Below are 17,457 nucleotides of genomic sequence, written 5' to 3' on the forward strand. Positions count from 1 at the left end.
GACGGGCTGCTCATTTCTCGGGCACGCGGGAAACGAGTTCCTGCACCGTGGTGCACACGGGGATCGGCGGCCACATCCCAGCCGGCCGCGCCACCGACCTGCCCGGTCAGCACACCTGAACCGTCGCGGCCAGCCTGCGCAGGGTTCTGGCCGAGGAGGATCCGGGGTCAGCCGTGATCAGGACGACTTCCTGCTCGTCCTCGGGGACGAGGAGTACGTCGCAGTTCAGCCGAAGGCTGCCCGCCGTCGGGTGGTCGAGGTTCTTGGTGCGGTGGCCGGGGGTGTGGACCGGGCGGGTCTCCCAGAGCCGGCGGAACTCCTCGCTGCCGGCGTGCAGTTCGGCCAGCAGGGCGGCGAGCTGCGGGTCGTGCGGGTAGCGGTCGGCAGCCCGGCGCAGCCGTGCCACCACGATGTGCCCGAACTCCTCGGCGCTGGAGCTCTCGTACATCTGCCCTTCGCCGAGGAACCGGCGCCGGGCAAGGTTGGTCGTCCCCTGTCCGAGATCGCCGCCCAGCAGGGCCTGAGCCAGCGGGTTCCAGGCGACGACGCCGTAGGCCACGTCGGTGACGATCGCGCCGGTCTCCGGCAGGCGCTGCAGCATCCGGGCCACGTACGGGCGTACCCGCCGTACGGCGCCGGTGGCGGGCGGCGGCGTGCTCGTTCCGGCCAGGCGGAACAGATGGCTGCGTTCGGCCGGCGTCAGGCGGAGGGCTCGAGCCAGCGCGTCCAGGATGCGGGTCGACGGACGGGGGCCACGGGCCTGCTCGAGGCGTACGTAGTAGTCGACGGACATGTGGGCCAGTTCGGCCACCTCTTCGCGGCGCAGGCCCGGGGTGCGGCGCGGGGTGCTCGTGGGCAGGCCGAGCTCCTGCGGACTCAGGGTCATGCGGCGCTCCCGCAGAAATCGGGCCAGTTCCTGCCGCGCCATGGTCTCTCCTCGCGCTGCCTGGTACAGGTTGTCCCTGGCAGGCTGATCGCCGCCAGGGGACCGTAGCTGTCATGAACGATCGCACAGCACTGGTAACCGGTGCCAATAAGGGCATCGGCAAGCATATCGCCCGCCTGCTCGCCGCGGAGGGGTTCGGCGTGTACGTGAGCTCCCGCGACGCCGGGCGCGGGCGGCGGGCCGTCGAGGAGATCGGCGGCGCCGCGCGTCTGCTGGTCCTCGATGTGACGGACCCCGACAGCATCGCCGTAGCGGCGGAGCAGGTGGGCCGGCTCGACGTGCTGGTCAACAACGCGGGCCTCTCTGCCTCGCTCGCCCCGCCGACCGAAACCGGCACAGACGACTTCCGCCGCACGTACGAGACCAACGTCTTCGGGGTCGTCGCGGTCACCAACGCCTTCCTGCCCGCCCTGCGGCGCTCCCCGCACCCCCGGATCGTCAACGTCTCCAGCGGGACCGGATCACTGACCTGGAGCACGACCCCGAACCCCCAGTTCGCCCCCGGCAGCGGGGGTGGGGGCGCGTACCGGTCGTCGAAGGCCGCCCTGAACGCGCTCACCGTCCTGTACTCCCAGACACTGGCCGAGGAGGGCTTCAAGATCAACGCGCTTGCTCCCGGCCTGCGGGCCACCGACCTCAACCCCCGGGCGGCCTCGGCGGACGGGGACCCGGCGGAGGCCGCCCAGGGGGCCGTACGGCTGGCGCTCCTACCGGACGCCGGGCCGACCGGCGGCTTCTTCTCCTGGGACGGAACGCCCGTGCCGTGGTGACGCCGGCAACGAGTGCACGCCTGGCGTCACGTAGCCCTACTTTGTCGATGACCTGCCGGTACTCCACGACTGATCGGCCTGCGGCATCCGGACGACCGCGGTCCCTCCCACCAGGTCCACCGTTGTCCGGTTCGGCGGCGCCTCGTCTTCCTCGTCGTCCCGCATCACCAATGCCGACTGCCGCTCCTTGAGTTCGTTCTGCTTCCCGGGCGAAAAGCTCGCGCGGAGCTGCTCGAACCCGGTCGCCGATATCTGGCCCTGCCGGACGCTGTTCCGCCATGGCAGCAGTCCGGCCCGCCCGGCACGGAGAAGCAGCTGATCTGCGAAGGCCACGACGGTCAGCAGGATGACCAGTCCGGGCAAGGTCATGAAGACGGCGAATTCCATGCCCCCAGTATCCGGACCAGGGGGTGATTCCGACAGATCAGACGGCAGGGCCAACTTGGAACGCTCGGTCACGTCGACCCCGAACAACACCTCGAACACGATCACCCGAGCGGTGACCCCCGGCTGGCCGTACTCGTTCGTCGTCGCCCTGGAGAGCGGTCGCCTAATTGCCTTTCACGTTGAGCCACCGAGGGCTAATGTTCGGGTGCAGCGAGTACCCCACGAGGAGTTGAAGACATGGTCGATCGCCCGAGCGCGCGTTGACGTTGTAGGCCGTCATCGGCCTGTCATCGCGTGCTGCCCTTGACGTTGCGGCACAGCGAGCCTTCCCCCCTGCCTGAACCGTCGGCGCACCTGTCGTGTGCCCGGTAGCGGGCCTCGTTGTCGGCAACCCAAGGGATTCCCGTGCCGTCCGCTTCCTCCTCTGTATCCGATTCCGGTCGCCCTGTTCCGTCGAGCCTGTGGCGGGACGGTGACTTCCGCAGACTCTGGGTGGGGCAGACGGCCTCCCAACTCGGAGAACATACGGGTCTGGTGGTTCTTCCGCTCTTCGCCGTCCTGACGCTCAACGCCAGTGCCGACCAGCTGGGCGTCCTGCGCGCCGTGGGTCAGGCGCCGATCCTCATGCTCTCGCTCTTCGTCGGCGCGTGGGTGGACAGGTGGCGGACCCGCACAGTGATGGTGCTGACTGACGTCGGCCGGACCCTGGCCCTGGGTGCCGCCGCCGTGGCCGGTCTCTTCGGCTGGCTCGGCCTGCCCGCGCTTTTCGTGATCGCCTTCGCCGTCGGGGCTCTTTCCGTGTTCTTCGACGTGGCATACCAGGCCTCTCTCGTACGGCTGGTGCAACGCGATCAGCTGGTGCGGGGCAACAGCGCGCTTGAGAGCAGCCGGTCCGCGGCTCAGATCGGCGGTCCCGCCCTCGGCGGGGCGTTGGTGTCCCTGCTGTCGGCGCCGATCGCTGCCGCCTCCAGCTCGCTGTTCTTCGCGCTGTCGTTCCTGTCAATCCGACGGATCCGTCGGATTGAATCGACCCCGGGGCGCCTGGAACGTCCCCCTCGTGTCTGGCGGCGGATCCACGAGGGTCTACGTTTTGTTGTCGGCGATACCGTGCTGCGGACCGTGTGCCTCGCCTCGGCCGCCTTCCAGTTCTCCTTCGCGGCCGTGATGACCGTCTATCTGCTCTTCCTGCCGCGGGAACTTCACCTGTCCGGCACCGCCGTCGGGCTGGCACTCGCGGCGACGGGGCCGGGCGCCCTCCTGGGCGCCATGCTGGCCGCCCGCCTGCCGAACCGGTTCGGGTACGGCCCGGTACTCGTCGCCGCGGCAGCACTCGGCGACGGCGTGTTTCTGTGTGTACCCGCGCTGCACGGCTCCTCCGCGGTGACCGTTCTCGCGCTCCTTGTGGTCAACTTCGTGTTCGGGGTCGGCGGCCAGTTGGTGAATGTGGCGGTCATGGCCGTCCGACAGACCGTCACTCCAGACGAGATGCAAGGCCGCGCGGCCGCGACGATCACGTTTGTCGGCATGGGGATGTCCCCGCTCGGCTCCCTGCTCGGCGGATTCCTCGCCGAGGAGTGGGGGTCGCGCACCAGTCTCTTGGCGACTGCCGCAGGCATGCTGCTGTCCCCGGTGGTGATGGCTCTGTCCCCGCTCGCACGCCTTGGACGGACGCTTCCGCTCACGCAGAACGCGCCGCTGACGGCTGGCCGCTCCGAGGTTCAGGGGTGTGAGTAGTTGAGGTACCGAAAGTACCGCTGAGATTGATCTTGTTCGGTTAGCACCGTCAGTCCCGGCCGTGCTGGTGGAGTTTCTTCCTGACGGATGGCGCGGACCTGGCCTCCCGGAAGTCGTCGATGTCTTCGGTGAGGTGCCAGTCATCCGGGCGCAAGCTTCACGGTCCGGCCGCCGTTGGCGACGGTCTCGCCCGGGCCGACGCCTACACCGCCCCGCCGACCGCGGCCACCTGATCCCTTGTCTCTACGCCGCCGACCCGGCCACACCCGACGAGCGCCTGGTCGAAGGACCTGGCACGCCGGTGCCGGCCACCGTCCGAGCACCACAACGTCGGCTCCGCCGCCTCCCAGGCCCGGAGATCCTCATCGCCCTGGCAGCCCGCGCCACGGAGCGCATCCGGGTGGGCTCCGGCGCGGTACTGCTGAACCACTCCAGCCCCTTCAAGGTCGCCGAGACCAGACCTTCCTCCAGCTCGAAGCCCTTGCCCCGGGCCGGATCGACCTCGGTCTCGGCCGCGCCACCGCGGGTCCGGTGATCGACCTCGCGCCGCGCCGCGACCGCAACTCGCTCGCCGACGTATCCATACGAGCGATCCAGTTCGCGCATCAAATCAGCGGCCGAGTCGTCGCGGAGCGCCGGGGGGCCAATCAGTGGAAGCCACATGGTTGCAGTCCGCGGGGCGAAGCACCGCCGAAGAAGGTCATCGAGCATCCATGGTCACTGAGTCCGGCGCTTCACGTCGGCCACCGGTTCCACGTCTGAGCCTGCACCCTCCTCGCCGACTTGACACTCCGCAGCCTCCGGTGAGGATGCTGTTCCGGAAGACGCCTCGGGAGCAGCGCGCAGAGTACGTACCTGTGGTGAGAGCAGGGCCGCCGCCGTGGCCAGGACGACCAAGACCGCGCAGCCGGCCAGCGCCTGGCTGGTGCCCACGGCAGCCGCAACGGGTCCGGCGACGAGCAGGCCGAGCGGGGCGAAAGCCAGGGAGCCGAACCAGTCATAGGAACTGACGCGTGACAGAACCTCCTCCGGGACCTGCCTCTGGATCGTGGTCGCCCACAACACGCCGAAGACGTCCACCGCGATACCGGCGCCGAACATGGCCACGGCGATCACCCATACCGGGGCTTCGGCGCTGAGCAGGGCGATCGGCAGGGCGGCTGGAAACGTACAGAGCACAGCCACGAGAATGGGGCGATTCACCCGCACGCGGGCGGCAAGTCCCGCTCCCGCGATGGTGCCCACAGCCTGCGCGCCCACGATGACCGACCACGCCCGTGCTCCGCCGAAGTTCTGCTCGGCCGTCAGAGGGCCGAGCACTCCGACGTTGGCGTTGTTCGCGGCGACCACGACCGTGTACTGCGCGACCACGACCCACAGCCACTGCCGGGATGCAAACTCCTGCCACCCCTCCCGAAGATCAGCCCAACCCGACGATCTGTTGCGCGGCCGCACGGACACCCGCAGCCGGGCCGTCAGCACCGCGCTGACGACGAAGGATGCCGCGTTGAGTGCAAGCGCCCACCCGGCGCCCACCAGCGCCACGGTCACCCCGGACAGCGCCAGGCCCAGCAGCAGAGAACCGTTGGTGCCCACCCGCAGCAGCCCGTTGGCCTGCTGCAAGCGGCCTGCGGGCACGACCAACGGCACGAGGCCGTCCATCGCCGGTGAGAACAGAGCCGTGGCCGTTCCGGCCACCACCGCCAACAGGCACATCGCCACCAGCGGCGCGTGACCGGTCAACACCATCGCGGCCAGCCCCGCATACGCTCCAGCCCCCAGCACATCGGCCAGGACCATCAGCTTCGCCCGCGACATACGATCTGCGATCACCCCGCCCACCAGGATGAACACCAACTGCGGCACCGCCTGACAAGCCAGCACCAGCGACAGTCGACCCGCACTCGCTCCCGGCAGAGCGAGCACCGCGAACCCCAGTGCCACCCGCGCGAAGCCGTTACCCAACACGGAAATGACCCGTGCGCATACAAGCAGGACGAACTGCCGATCGCGCCACAACGGCGACCCACCCGAGGAGACTGTCACGGCCAGGCACCCTACGGCAGCCAGGTCGACGCACGCCCTGAACCAGCCACTCCGAGAAGACGAGCGGCCAGGTGTTCCTGCGGATGTGCTGTTCGGGTTGCCGGGCAGTCAGTGCTCCTGGGCCGGCCTGATGTTCTGGTTGGCGTGGAAGAGGTTGTCCGGGTCGTATGTCCGCTTGACCTGTGCGAGCCGGTCGTAGTGGTCGCGGTAGGTGGCCCGGACCCGCTCTTGGTCCTCACCCTGTCCCATGAAGTTCACGTACGAGCCGCCCATCGAGTACGGGTGCATTTCCTCCCAATAGTTGACGCACCATTGCTTGACCGTCTCGGCGTTGGCCGGGTCGGGGTCGACGCCGGCGAAGACGCCGGACCAGACGGCGTCCCGGTAGCTCCACGCGGTGTCTTCCGGGGCGACCCGGTGGGCGGCCGCGTCGACTGGGTAGAGGTGCATCAGCGACAGCGGCGTAGGGAGGTTCTCGCCGTACTTGAGGTGCACGTCCACGGCGGCGTCCGGAATACGGTCGAAGAAGTCGCCGCGCCAGTACCACTGGTATCCGGTGGGGATCAGCTCGTCGAACAGGCTTTGCAACGCGGGATAGGGCATCGGTGCCGTGAAGTGGAAGGCGGGCGGCGCGGGCTCGTTCACCACCGCGAGGGCGTCCTCGGTGCGGTCCGGGTCACCGGTGTGACACCACACGATGCCGCACACCTTCCGACCATGGAGCTCTTCGGGGAAGGGCGGGCCTGGCGGGATGGTGAAGAGCGTGAAGAAGCCATAGATGTCGTCGGGGGCCTGCGGGAGGAAGTCGCGGTACCACGTGAGCACTTCGCGGGTGTGGTCGACCGGCCACACGGTGATTCCCACGCCGACGGTGTCCACCTGGTGCAGCCGGTAGGTGAACGACGTGACGATGCCGAAGTTGCCGCCGCCACCGCGCAGGGCCCAGAACAGGTCCGGGTGCTCGGTTTCGCTCGCGGTGACGAAGCTGCCGTCGGCCAGCACGACGTCCGCGGCCAGCAGGTTGTCCACCGTCAGGCCGTACTTGCGGGTCAGGTATCCATGGCCACCGCCGAGGGTCAGGCCCCCGACACCCGTCATCGACACGATGCCGGTGGGAGTCGCGAGCCCGAAGCCGTGGGTGGCGTGGTCGAGATCCCGGAGTTGGCTGCCGCCGCCCACCTGGGCGGTCCGCGCAGCAGGGTCGACCCGTACCCAACGCATCGGCGACAGGTCGACGGTGACGCCGTCGTCCACGAGACACAGGCCGGGACCGCTGTGCCCGCCACCCCGGACGGCGAGTTCCAGGCCGGTGTCGCGGATGAAGTTGACCGCATCCATGACATCCGCGGCGTCCGCGCACCGCACGATGGCGGCGGGACGCTTGTCGATCATTGCGTTGTAGATGCTGCGAGCCTGGAGATATTCGGGATTCTGCGGGCCTATGACCGGCCCCCGCAGAGAGGTCTGCATCGCGTCCAAGGTCGCACTGTCCATGGTGATCTCCTCGGGGGAGGTGCCGATGTCATGCCCCCTGGCTCGGCCTTCTACGGCTGTCACGTCGATCAACCGCCGCTTGATCTCTCGCCGGGTTGTTCACCACGTACGGTGCACGAGTGTCGCGGGGATCGTGTCATCGGATACCGCAAGGCTGACCTGTCCAGCGTCCCGCCGACTACCGAGTCATGCAATTCTTGCGGACAGCTGCTCGTCGGGAGTCCCGCGTCTTCACCCTGCGTCCTGCCACGGGGGACTCTACGTACACGTGACGGCACGGAAGGCGAGGACGCATGGTGCGATCCTGCTTGCCGAGGCCCGGGTTCATCGAAGGCCACAGCTCCCCCGACGAGTTCCCACCGCAGTCGCACGCCCGAGCGGTTGAAGCGGTGCAGCCGGCAGCGGACCGTTTTCCGGCTGCAGTCCAGTTCCCCGGCGAACGTCGGCACCCGCAGCCCCGACTGACCAGCTCGGCTCGATCATCCGGCCGACCCGCACCACCACTTCCCGCGCTGTCACCACATCCCGCGTCGCCTTCCGCGCCCGCGGCAGCCGGCGAAAACCGCCCGTTCGCTCTCATCGCCCCGCCCCCAGGGACTCACCCAAGCCCAACGCGGAACCCAGCACTAGTGCCGCGGCAGGCAACGTTTGCCCGTCAAGGAGCGGCGTCCGGTGCGTGCTCTCGGCGTGCCGGGCGCAGGCCCTCGTACTGGATGTACTTGGGTCTGTGCCCGGTGCGGCGAGAGTGCGTGCCGGGCGTCGCGACGGGGCAAACGTTGCCTGCCGCGGCACTAGTAGCTGAAGGTGGTCGCGCCCTCGTCACCGATCCACTGCCACATGGGAACGGTTCCGCCCAGTTCCGCCCCTACGATCAGGTCCTGCTTGTCGAGCTTGCGGGCGTCGAAGCAGATGGGACAGACCAGATAGCGCCCACCCGCCTTGGCGTACCGGCCCACGAGGTCTGCCAGCGCAGGGCAGCCGTCGCATGCGACACCGGTCGCCACGCCGTCCAGGGTCAGCCGGGTGGCCTCCTTGGTGAGGAACATGAGCGTGGGACGTCCCAGTTCGGCCGCGCCGACGGCAACCAGGAACGCCACGGTGACCCGCTCGGGGTCCTCCAGGCCGGTAGTCAGGCTGATGACCGCTTTACCAGGCATGTAGCTCCTCCTTGTGGCGTGTTCTGTTTCCGTTCCTGAGACTGGGGCACGCGCCACCGGCGGCCTAGTATGTTTTTTGTAGCGGCGAGGTCCGAACCGCGCGAAGAGGACGGGACCCATGAAGCGCTACGGCCAGTACTGCCCGGTCGCCCGGGCCGCAGAGGTCCTCGCCGAACGGTGGACGCTGCTGATCATCCGTGAACTGCTGTGGGGCGAGGACCGGTTCAACGCCATCCATCGCGGCCTGCCCCGGGTGTCGCCGTCGCTGCTGGCGGCGCGGCTGCGCGAGCTGCAGCGGGCCGGTCTCGTGCAGCGCGACCTGGTCGATGGTGAGCCCCGCTACCGCCTCACCCCGGCCGGGGAGGAGCTGCGGCCGCTACTGGAACAGATGGGCGCGTGGGGCGCGCGCTGGATGCAGGACCTGCGCCCGGACGAGTTCGACCCCGTACTGCTGATGCTCGACATCAGCCGGGATTCCCGATCGGCACGCATGCCCGAGCGCGCGGCCACCGTGCAGCTCCATTTCCGGGGCGCGCCCACCGGTCAGGAGCGCTGGTGGCTGGTCCTGTCCCGGTCCGCCGGTGCAGACGTGTGCGACACCGACCCGGGCTTCCCGATCAGTGTGTGGCTGGAAACCGACGTGCCGACCCTCACCCGCATCTGGATGGGCGACATGAGCTGGTCGGCGGCACTGCGCGACGAAGCGCTGCGCATGACCGGCGATCACACCGCCTGCCGTGCACTGCCGCAGTGGCTCCACGTCAGCCCGTTCGCCGCCGTCGAGCGGGCGGCGGTGTCGTTGCCCCGGTGACGGCACGGCCAGAAACGGCTCGACGGCTCCACGGACGCGGGCCGGCTTCGCCCGGTTCCGTCCGGGCCGCGCAGGCCCGTTCGACCTGCCACCTGCTGGCGCGGCCAGTGCACGCAGCCTACTCAACTCTCACAACTTAGTGTTCAAACGAACGTTGGTGTGTTAGAAAAGCGGTATGGGTGTCGCCAATCGTTTGGACCTGACCCTGCGGTTGGTGCAGGGCTCCGGCAAGGTTTCGGTGTCGGAGCTCTCCCAACGCCTCGGGGTCTCGGAGATGACCGTGCGCAGGGACCTGGACGCGCTGGAGCGGCAGGGCCTGGTACGTCGGGTGCACGGCGGTGCGGTCGCCAACCGCCCCCGCGAGGAGGACGGGGGGTTCGCCGCTCGAGAAGCCTGGCAGGCAGCCACGAAGGACCGACTGGGCGCAGCCGTGGCCGCGCTGGTGGAACCCGGCTCACGCGTGCTGCTGGACGCGGGGACCACCACGGTGCACGTCGCGGAGCACCTGGCAGAGCGGGCCCCGCTGACGGTTGCCGTGCTGAGCCTGCAGGCGGCGCCGCTTCTGGCGGACCGCCCGGGAATCGAACTCCTCGTCGTGGGAGGCCGGTCGCGTCCGGGTGAGCGCTCGCTGGTGGGGCCGTTGGCCCTGCGGACGCTGGAGTCGTTGAGCTTCGACTGTTTCGTGATGTCCATCGGCGGCGTGCATGCCGAGCACGGCTGGTCGGAGTTCTCCCTGGACGACGCGGCCGTCAAACAGGTCGGGCTCGCCCAGTCAGCTCGCACGATCACGGTCGCGGACGCCACCAAGCTCGGCGTCCGCGCGTTCAGTCAGGTCGCTCCGCTGGGTGCCGTGGACTGCTTCGTCACCGATGCTGCCGCCGAAGATCCGCAGACCCATCCCGGCGGCCCGCAGACCCTTCAAGCCCTGCGGGAATCCGGTGTTGAGACCCGGCTGGTCTGACGCCCGCCATATACACCACATCAAGGAGTAGCTCTGTGAAGACTGCCGCGCGCTCGCTGATGATTCTGGTCGCCGGCCCGTACCGGTCCGGCACCGGTGACGACCCGCACAAGCTCGAGGCGAACGTGAGAGCGATGAACGAGACCGCCCTCACGCTGTTCCGCGCCGGCCACCTGGGCGTCACCGGTGAGGCCCTCGCCCTGCCGCTTCTGGAGACCGCCGGAAGCACCCGCCCCGGCGACGCGGCGTACGAGGAGATATTCCACCCCGTCGCCGAACAACTGCTGTCCCGCTGCGACGGAGTGCTGCGGATCGGCGGCCCCTCCGAGGGCGCCGACCGGATGGTCGCCCGGGCGCGCGCCTGGGGCAAGGCCGTCTACACCGACCTCGACGACATCCCGGCCGCCCGATGACCGCGGCCATCGACACCCCGGACCGGCGCGGACGTGCGCAGGACCACCTTCGACCAGCAGCACAGCGACGGCCACTGGAGCCGCGAGCAGCGCGAGACCGCGGGGTGCGCGTGGCCGTACAGCTCTACGACAACTCCGCGTTCGGCATCCACGCATCTGTGAACGTACGGACAGCGGACACCGAGTCGGCCCACCGCCTGGACCGACCGGCTCCGCGCCGTCCCAGCCGGAGATCCGTTCCTACCAGTGAGGTGGTAGCACCATGAGCATCGTCGACCTGGCCGCGCTCGGTGAGTCCTTCACCCGCGATCCCTACCCTGTGTACGCCCGCTTACGGGCCCAGGGCCCGGTGCACCGCATCCGGATGCCGGAAGGGGGCGCTTTGGCCTGGCTCGTCGTCGGATACGAGGCCGGGCGTACCGCCCTCGCGGACCCCAGGCTCTCGAAGGACTGGAGCAAGGCATCCCCCGACCTGCCGCTGGGTGCCATCTCCTCAGGCCCCCATATGCTCAGGGCCGACCCGCCGGACCACACGCGGCTGCGCAAACTGGTCGCCCGCGAGTTCACGGCACGCCGGGTGGAGGAACTCGCACCGCGCATCCAGAAGACCACCGACTCGCTCCTGGACCGGATGCTCGCCGCCCCCGACGGGCGCGCCGACCTCGTCGAGGCGCTGTCGTTCCCGCTGCCCATCTCCGTGATCTGCGAACTCCTCGGCGTACCGGACCTGGAGCGCGAGTCCTTCCGGACGTGGTCGAACGACGCGCTCGGCGCCACCGACCCCGAAGTCCGCAAGGCCGCGGCGGCCTCGATGGCGCGGTACATGGCGGAGTTGGTGGAGGGCAAGCGGCAGCGGCCCGGTGACGACCTCATGAGCGCGCTGATCCACGGCTCCGACAACGACGGCGACAGGCTGTCCCACGAGGAGCTCCTCGGCATGGCCTGGCTCCTGCTCGTCGCCGGCCACGAGACCACCGTGAACCTCATCTCCAACGGCGTCCTGGCCCTGCTCACCCATCCCGAGCAACTGGCCGCCCTGCGCGCGGACCTCTCCCTCATCGACACCGCAGTCGAAGAGATGCTGCGCTACGAGGGCCCCGTGGAGACCCCTACGTACCGCTTCACCACCGAGCCGGTGACGATCGGCGACACGGTCATCCCCGCAGGCGGCGAACTCGTCCTCGTCGCCCTGGCCGACGCCAACCGCGATCCCGTGCGTTTCCCCTCGCCCGGCCGCTTCGACATCTCCCGTGACGCCCGCGGCCATGTGGCCTTCGGCCACGGCATCCACCACTGTCTGGGGGCGCCGCTGGCCCGCATCGAGGCGCGCATCGCCATCAGCACGCTGTTGGAACGCTGTCCCGACCTGGCCCTGAACATCCACCCGGCAGCAATCACCTGGCGCCCGGGAATGATGATCCGCGGTCCGCGGAGCCTGCCCGTACGGTTCGCCCGGTAGGCCGACGACGGGCTCGATCTTTCCCCGGCCCATGGGTACTGCCGCCGCCTTCCGGCACACACGCCGACGTGATCTTTGTGCTGAAGGACGGTCGTCCGGTCGAGAAGGACGGTCGTCCGGTCGAGAAGGAGGCCGACCAGGAACTGCCGACGCTCGTCCCCCGATGCGCGCCTCCGCACGCCAAGCAGGACGTGGGGGTCGTTCTGGTCGCACAACCTGACCGTCGGGGCGATGGCCCGCCACGCCCGCCTGTCCCCGCGCACCTTCGCCCGCCGCTTCCAGCAGGAGACCGGAACGGCCCCTCTGACCAGCAATTCCTCCAGGTCGCCGGTCGCCAGCGGCGCTGGTGAACGCCGGGACCGCCTTGAGGTGCTCGTCGAGGTCGATGGTCTGCTGCGGGGCGTGAGGGCGGCCCGCACCCGCCGTCGCGCCCGCGAGGCCGGCGTGACCTGGTCCTCCAGTGACCGGACCTCGATGTGCGAGAGCAGCGGAAGGGAGGCCCGGCGAGGCCGTCCCGGTGTCAGGAGAAGGGGATCCAGGGGGTCCAGGCGGTGAACGGCACGGACCGGGAGAGTTCGGTGGTCTGGGCGGTGCCGACCACGCGTAGCCCGATGCCGAACTCGCCGGGCGTGGCGCTCCACAGGTGTTCCACGCCCGGCGGCAGGGTCGCCGGTGCTGCGGAGTGGCCGGGGCGCGTGGGCAGGCGCACCGCGTACCCGGCGTCGCCGATCGGCGTGGTCGGGTCGATCTCGGATCCGACGGCGATCGGGCCGGCAGCGGTGAAGGCGAGGTCGTCGAGCTGCCCGCCGGGGCCCGCCGGGAGGGTCGCCCGTTCCCACGCCCGGCCGCTCCAGCGCAACGCGACCGGCTGCCGGGGCTTGCCGGTGACGTAGCCGACCGCCCAGGTCCCGTACTCGCGCGAGGCTCGCACCTTCTCCAGCCAGATGCTCGTGCCGTCCTTCGCGCGCGGCACCGCGACCCGGGTCCATGCAGTGCCGTCCCAATGGGCGGAGGTATTCTCCGGCCCGACCACCCATACATCGTCCGGAGCGAGCGCGCTGACCGAGCTGTACCAGCCGATGTCCCACGGCGTGCCATCGGGGTTCGCGGGGAGCGTGACTCGGGTCCAGGCGGTGCCGTCCCAGTGGGCCACCAGCGCGCCGTCGTCCGCGGTCCCGACGGCCCACAGATCGTCAGGCGTCCCGGCGATGCCGTACAGGATCCCGCTCGGCAGTGACGAGGAGTCAACGGTGGCCCAGGTGGTGCCGTCCCAGCGAGTGATCCACGGCCGGCTGTACCCGTCCCGGGAGAACTCCCCGGCCGCCCAGGCCTGGCGCGCGCCGGTGACCTGGACGGCGTGCAGCCGCGCGACTGGCGAGTCGCCAGGCACCGGTACGGTGTCCATCACCCATCCGCCGTTCTCCCGGTGGGCGGCCAGCGGCTTCCATCCCTTGCCCACCGGCGGCCTGGAGGCACCGACAAATACGCTCGTCGCACCGGCCGTGCTCACAGCACCTGGCACGGCGATCGGCGCGTCGCCGACGTCGGGGGTGTCGATCCGCCACCCCACCCCGGCGGTCTCCGCCGACCGGGCCCCGGGCCCGTCCGTCTGTGCCTGCGCCGTCGGCCAGCCGACCGACAGCGCCCCGACGACGAGCCCTGCGCACACCACACGGCCCACCGGTCCTGGCTTGCTCACCATGCACGTCTCCTGGATCGTTCCGGACGGACCACCCGCTGCCCATGTCGGCGGGCATCCCCCTCGACGTGGCATTCCGCTCCCGCGCGGCCACCCATCCCCAGGCGGTGGTCCACTCCTCTGATGCCGCGAAGGACCGGAAATGTTGCATCAGCCGGTGGGCTGACACGGTCAGTGCCCACAGGACGCCCAGGCGTGCGGCTTGGCGCCGGCTGCGTCCCGGGAAGTGGTGTACGAGCTGATCGTGCGGCTCCTTATTTTCGTGGTCGATTCAGACACCGCCATCAGGACGTTCCGATCCGTCGCACCGGAGCACCGCAGGACGGGCGTGGCGTTCATGCTGTCCGCGTATGCGTGCTCGAGTCTGTCCGGCAGTGGGGCGGGGCCGAGGCTCCCGCCGCACTGATCTCACTCAAACGCCGCGAGGCCGACGGAACGCGAAGGCCGCGGCCACTCCGCCTATCAGGCCGAAGAGATGCCCCTGCCAGCTGACTCCGGCCGTCGTGGGCAGTACGCCCCACAGGATCGAGCCGTAGACCGCGCCGACGAGAAGACCCACGAGTACGTCACCGGCACGGCGGTCGACAAAGCCGCGGATCAGCAGGTAACCGAAGAGGCCGAAGACGACGCCGGACGCGCCCGCGGTCGCGGAGTGTTCGGGTGCCGTGAGCCAGACGCCAAGGCCGCTGGCGACGATGATCACGGCGACGACGGCGAGGAAGCGGCGGATGCCGGACAGCGCGGCGAGGAAGCCCAGGACCAGCAACGGCACGCTGTTCGCTGCGAGATGGTCGAAGCCGAAGTGCATGAAGGCGGCGGGCACGATGTCACGCAGCTCACCGGCCTCGCGCGGGGTGATGCCGAAGGTGTCAAGGGAGTGCCCGCTTATGGCGTCGATGACCTCGAGCGCCCACAGCAGGGCAACCCAGCCCGCGATCACGACGACCGCGTCCTTGGCCCGCTCGCGACGCGGGGCTGGTGTGGGGCGGGCCACGCCGTGCGGTCCGTACCGAGATCCAGGACCGTAATGCGATTCGTACGCCATGGGAACCCCCTGACTTCCTTCGCCTACTGCTCAACGTCGGAGTGGTTCATCCCGGTTCCCGCCCTGCGCTGTCATCTCCTCGGTGCGGCCGTCGCAGAGCATCGCGTCCCTGATCGTGGCGATGAGCGGCTCGTCGAGCCGGGTCTCGTCCGCCCGCGCAGCACCGTTCCCGATCAGTGCTGCGGCGGACTATGCCTTGGCCGGATGTGGCCGACTCGTAGTGAAGGCCTGTGCGTGGTTGTGGAGCCACTGGCCGAGGGGTCGTGGTTGACATCCCGTCAGCTCGCGGACCGTGTCGGTGATGTGCGCACCTGCGCCGTTGCGGAGCTTGCCGAACATGGTCACGAGGTTCGTCACCAGCCAGTCCGGTGCTCCGGAGGCGGCCAGGACCGCTCGGGCGGTGTCATCGGGTATGTCGACGTAGCTGATTTTTCGGCCCGTGACCGCCGACAGTTCGGCCGCGATGTCGTGGTAGCTCAGCGCCGCCGGGCCGGTCAGCTCGTACGTCCGGCCGTCGTGGCCGTCCTCGGTCAGCAGGACCGCGGCCGTCGCGCCGATGTCCGCCGGATCGATCATCGCGATCCGTGCGTCGCCCGCCGGGGCGAACAGTTGTCCCGTCCCGGCGACCGCGTCGGCCGCGGCCAGCAGGTTCGACATGAGGTAGTTGGAGCGCAGGCGCACACTGGGCACGCCCGAGGTGTGCAGGTGTTGTTCGATGCGGGCGTGCCAGTCCCAGAAGGCCGGCTCCGAGCCGATCTCCACGTGCGGGGAGGACAGTTTGACGATGCGCTTGATCCAGGCGGTCGATGCCGCGTCGATGACCGCGTTCTCGTGGGCGACCTTGTCCGGGCCGTCCGCGGAGGTGAGGAACACCGCGTCGACGCCCCGCAGGGCGCACCGCAGTGACACCGGGTCGGCGAAGTCTCCGTGGGCAAGATCGACGTCGGCGCCGAGGAGTCGCCGTGCCTTGGCCTCGTCGCGAACCAATGCCCGTACCGGCGTTCGCCGGGCGCGGAGCGCGGCCACGACCGTACGGCCGACGTTGCCGGTCGCGCCTGTCACCAGCACTGTCTTCATCGGCGCGTTCATCGCCGCGTTCATCGTTGCTCCTTCGCCGACGGCCTTGACGGTCCTCCGCTCGGACTTGACGGTCGGCCACTCGGCGGGATGTTGTCGTTCAGCCGGAACGCGTTTTCCGGGTCGTGTCGGTCCTTGAGCGCGGTCAGCCGGGCCAGCCGTGGGCCGTAGGCGGCGCGGGTCTCGGCCGGAGTCTCGTCGGAGAGGAAATTGGCGTACACGCCCTCGCTGTGCGGGCGTAGCTTCTCCCACTGCTCGCGTACCCAGGCCCGGTGCCGGTCCGCGGGGCCCGCGGGTGGCGGCCAGGCCGCGACGACGTTCAGCTCGAAGCCCGTCCCGCGCGCACCGACCGCGGTCGCGTCCGGGGCCACGCGGCCGGCCTCGCCGCCCATGCACCAGCCCGACATCTGGGAGAACGGGGAGGTGATGTCGGCGACGCCGGAGACGATGACGTCGATCACGTCGTCGGACAGGGCGGGCAGGCGGTGTGACTTCCAGTAGTAGTGCATGCCGTGCGGGGCGCCGCCGTCGAGCATCGACTGGATGGCCAGGTACGGCACCGGGCGTACGACGTCGGCCAGCGGGGTGCCGAGCCTGCGCACCGGTTCCACGGCGCGCAGGCCCGCGGCGATCTCCCCGCACCACACCAACAGCAGCATCATCACGGGGGTGCCGTACGCCTCGGGAGGCAGGAAGGGCATCGGCGGTGCGAGTCGGGAGCCGATCGTGATGCCCAGTTCGTCGGGGGCCCCGGGGGCGACGTCACGGATGTGGCGCAGGACGTCCCCGGCCTGGTCGATGGGCCAGATGACCGGGCCACCGAGGACCAGTGGGCCAACGGGGTGCAGGCGGTATTCCAGGGCTGTCGCGATCCCGAAGTTCCCGCCGCCGCCCCGCAGTCCCCACATCAGCTCCGCGTCGCTGTCGTCGTCGACATGCAGGCGCTCGCCGTCGGCGGTGACCAGATCGACTGCGTGAAGGTTGTCGACGGTCAGGCCGTGCCTGCGCATGAGATGGCCGAGGCCGCCACCGAGGGTCAGGCCGCCGATGCCGGTGTGGCTGACGATGCCGCCGGTGGTGGCCAGACCATGAGCCTGGCCGGCGCGGTCGAGTTCCGACCACAGGACGCCGCCGGCCGCCCGGGCCGTGCGCGCTGCCGGATCGACGGTGATCGCCTTCATGAGCGACAGATCGATCACGATGCCGTCGTCGCAGACGGCATGCCCGGCGACGGCGTGGCCGCCGCCCCTCACAGAGATGACAAGCCCGTTCTCGCGGGCGTACCGGACGGCGGTGACCACGTCGTCCGCGCCGGCGCACCGGGCGATCAGCGCCGGCCGTCGGTCGATCGCGCCGTTCCATACGCGCCGTGCCTGGTCGTAGCCCTCCTCGCCGGGCCGGAGCAGCGCACCGCGGAAGGTGATCCGCAGTTGTTGGTATGCGGTTCGCTCTTTCATG

The 17,457-nt window shown here is 69.8% G+C and carries 16 protein-coding genes and 1 pseudogene; 8 read left to right on the top strand and 9 right to left on the bottom strand.

Annotation, left to right across the window (positions count from 1 at the left end):
• Positions 1 to 106 precede the first annotated feature (106 nt).
• On the bottom strand, positions 107 to 928 hold the full coding sequence (locus Q4V64_RS01425) for a helix-turn-helix transcriptional regulator (RefSeq protein ID WP_124445392.1): 822 nt from the start codon (positions 926 to 928) through the stop codon (positions 107 to 109).
• A gap of 71 nt (positions 929 to 999) precedes the next feature.
• On the opposite strand from Q4V64_RS01425, the gene Q4V64_RS01430 reads away from it, so the two are divergent.
• Positions 1,000 to 1,716, top strand: coding sequence for an SDR family oxidoreductase (locus tag Q4V64_RS01430; protein WP_124445391.1), 717 nt, complete (start codon positions 1,000 to 1,002; stop codon positions 1,714 to 1,716).
• A 36-nt stretch (positions 1,717 to 1,752) separates the two neighbouring features.
• Here Q4V64_RS01430 and Q4V64_RS01435 read toward each other — a convergent pair whose 3' ends face one another.
• Entirely contained in the window at positions 1,753 to 2,103 is a 351-nt protein-coding gene (locus Q4V64_RS01435; protein ID WP_124445436.1) for a DUF6191 domain-containing protein, read from the bottom strand.
• Positions 2,104 to 2,508: 405 nt separating this feature from the next.
• Between Q4V64_RS01435 and Q4V64_RS01440 the strand changes: the two genes are divergently transcribed.
• Positions 2,509 to 3,837 (top strand): MFS transporter, encoded by a 1,329-nt coding sequence (locus Q4V64_RS01440; protein ID WP_124445390.1) that lies wholly within the window; start codon positions 2,509 to 2,511, stop codon positions 3,835 to 3,837.
• Between the two features lie 301 nt (positions 3,838 to 4,138).
• The gene (locus tag Q4V64_RS01445) at positions 4,139 to 4,372 is read left to right on the top strand and encodes a hypothetical protein (RefSeq protein ID WP_216377733.1); all 234 of its coding nucleotides are present in this window, start codon (positions 4,139 to 4,141) and stop codon (positions 4,370 to 4,372) included.
• Positions 4,373 to 4,554: 182 nt separating this feature from the next.
• On the opposite strand, the gene Q4V64_RS01450 is transcribed toward Q4V64_RS01445, so the two are convergent.
• The 3 genes from Q4V64_RS01450 to Q4V64_RS01460 form a co-directional block, all read right to left on the bottom strand.
• Positions 4,555 to 5,883: an MFS transporter gene (locus tag Q4V64_RS01450; RefSeq protein ID WP_172629589.1), complete on the bottom strand. Its 1,329-nt coding sequence runs from the start codon at positions 5,881 to 5,883 to the stop codon at positions 4,555 to 4,557.
• A gap of 108 nt (positions 5,884 to 5,991) precedes the next feature.
• Positions 5,992 to 7,377 carry an FAD-binding oxidoreductase gene (locus Q4V64_RS01455; RefSeq protein ID WP_124445388.1) on the bottom strand — a complete coding sequence of 462 codons (1,386 nt, stop codon included), beginning with the start codon at positions 7,375 to 7,377 and terminating at the stop codon, positions 5,992 to 5,994.
• Between the two features lie 791 nt (positions 7,378 to 8,168).
• Positions 8,169 to 8,534, bottom strand: coding sequence for a DsrE family protein (locus tag Q4V64_RS01460; RefSeq protein WP_124445385.1), 366 nt, complete (start codon positions 8,532 to 8,534; stop codon positions 8,169 to 8,171).
• A 118-nt stretch (positions 8,535 to 8,652) separates the two neighbouring features.
• Here Q4V64_RS01460 and Q4V64_RS01465 point away from each other — a divergent pair, with 118 nt between their 5' ends.
• From Q4V64_RS01465 to Q4V64_RS54685, 5 genes and pseudogenes are all read left to right on the top strand, one after another.
• Positions 8,653 to 9,345 carry a helix-turn-helix domain-containing protein gene (locus Q4V64_RS01465; protein ID WP_124445384.1) on the top strand — a complete coding sequence of 231 codons (693 nt, stop codon included), beginning with the start codon at positions 8,653 to 8,655 and terminating at the stop codon, positions 9,343 to 9,345.
• A gap of 175 nt (positions 9,346 to 9,520) precedes the next feature.
• The gene (locus tag Q4V64_RS01470) at positions 9,521 to 10,306 is read left to right on the top strand and encodes a DeoR/GlpR family DNA-binding transcription regulator (RefSeq protein WP_124445383.1); all 786 of its coding nucleotides are present in this window, start codon (positions 9,521 to 9,523) and stop codon (positions 10,304 to 10,306) included.
• A 35-nt stretch (positions 10,307 to 10,341) separates the two neighbouring features.
• Complete coding sequence (locus tag Q4V64_RS01475) at positions 10,342 to 10,719, top strand: DUF4406 domain-containing protein (protein ID WP_253267496.1); 378 nt, start codon at positions 10,342 to 10,344, stop codon at positions 10,717 to 10,719.
• A gap of 262 nt (positions 10,720 to 10,981) precedes the next feature.
• A complete protein-coding gene (locus Q4V64_RS01480) occupies positions 10,982 to 12,178 on the top strand; it encodes a cytochrome P450 (RefSeq protein WP_124445382.1) in 1,197 nt (398 codons plus the stop codon).
• A 216-nt stretch (positions 12,179 to 12,394) separates the two neighbouring features.
• Positions 12,395 to 12,481 (top strand): annotated as a pseudogene (locus Q4V64_RS54685) (AraC family transcriptional regulator); the annotation flags it as partial.
• A gap of 217 nt (positions 12,482 to 12,698) precedes the next feature.
• Here Q4V64_RS54685 and Q4V64_RS01485 read toward each other — a convergent pair.
• The 4 genes from Q4V64_RS01485 to Q4V64_RS01500 all read right to left on the bottom strand — a co-directional run bounded on the left by Q4V64_RS01485 (position 12,699) and on the right by Q4V64_RS01500 (position 17,456).
• Positions 12,699 to 13,880, bottom strand: a complete 1,182-nt coding sequence (locus tag Q4V64_RS01485) for a hypothetical protein (protein WP_124445381.1) — start codon at positions 13,878 to 13,880, stop codon at positions 12,699 to 12,701.
• Between the two features lie 409 nt (positions 13,881 to 14,289).
• Positions 14,290 to 14,922, bottom strand: a complete 633-nt coding sequence (locus Q4V64_RS01490; protein ID WP_124445380.1) for a rhomboid family intramembrane serine protease — start codon at positions 14,920 to 14,922, stop codon at positions 14,290 to 14,292.
• A 189-nt stretch (positions 14,923 to 15,111) separates the two neighbouring features.
• Complete coding sequence (locus Q4V64_RS01495; protein WP_124445379.1) at positions 15,112 to 16,023, bottom strand: SDR family oxidoreductase; 912 nt, start codon at positions 16,021 to 16,023, stop codon at positions 15,112 to 15,114.
• A complete protein-coding gene (locus Q4V64_RS01500; RefSeq protein WP_124445378.1) occupies positions 16,020 to 17,456 on the bottom strand; it encodes an FAD-binding protein in 1,437 nt (478 codons plus the stop codon). Before Q4V64_RS01500 ends, Q4V64_RS01495 begins: the two co-directional genes overlap by 4 nt.
• Between the last annotated feature and the right edge of the window lies 1 nt (position 17,457).

The sequence above is a fragment of the Streptomyces sp. NL15-2K genome (assembly GCF_030551255.1).
Lineage (GTDB): Bacteria > Actinomycetota > Actinomycetes > Streptomycetales > Streptomycetaceae > Streptomyces.